1 protein-coding gene is annotated in these 786 nt (G+C 43.6%); it reads left to right on the forward strand.

Going from position 1 to position 786, the window contains the following annotated elements:
* On the forward strand, window positions 1-246 hold a 246-nt coding region (locus LN893_RS20395), incomplete at its 5' end, for a hypothetical protein (RefSeq protein ID WP_229973257.1).
* Window positions 247-786 lie beyond the last annotated feature (540 nt).

The raw sequence follows: 786 nt of genomic DNA on the forward strand, positions 1-786 counted from the left end.
ATAGCTACATATCGGCAGTTATATGCAGCTAAAGGGTTTACTGCTGAGCAAGCCTCCGCCCTGGCTATTAAAGCAATAAACCAAAACATGGCTCAGCAAACGCAACTGTTAACAAACAGGGCAGTCTTTATGACGCTGGCAATCATCCTGGCTATTGTTGCTTTTCTTGTCTTGACGGTCCCTTCCATCAGCAAAACCTATTTACATTGGAACAAACGAATGTTTACGCCATCGCGGGGAGGATAGAAGGTGGTAATTTTGCCTTACTGCTTCCGTTATCCTAACCTGTTTTTCTAAAAGCTTTATTTCAACCTGTGTGGCTAAAATCTTAGCCCTGTAAAATTTTTATTCACTTGCCAATGCAACTAGATACTTAATGTTGATTTTACAATGACACCACCAAACTGACAGGTGTAGTCTGCTATTGTGCTCTATAAAAATGCAGTGAGGCTGAAGAAGATCTGCACATACTCTCGTGCAGATCTTCTTCAGCCTCACTGCTGCTTATTTTCAGTAGATCCAACGTGTCTTCGGAATGGCTTCAATTCATTTTTATGATAGGAAATTGGCTGTTGGATCGTCTGTGAAGGAAGGGAGCTCTTCAGGAAGAGTTGGTCACTTGCTGCGGATGAAGGTCAAGTACCCTACCGTGAGATCATCCTGAGCCGGGGTGGGAAGCAATCTTTTCGAAGCACCCGTCCTGACATAATGCAGTCAGCACAAGCTGTGCTGACTGCTGATTTTGATTAATACTCCTCTAAACCGCCCACTTCGATATTCCAGAAC

It is taken from the genome of Pontibacter harenae (genome assembly GCF_020907245.1).
Taxonomy (GTDB): Bacteria; Bacteroidota; Bacteroidia; order Cytophagales; family Hymenobacteraceae; genus Pontibacter; species Pontibacter harenae.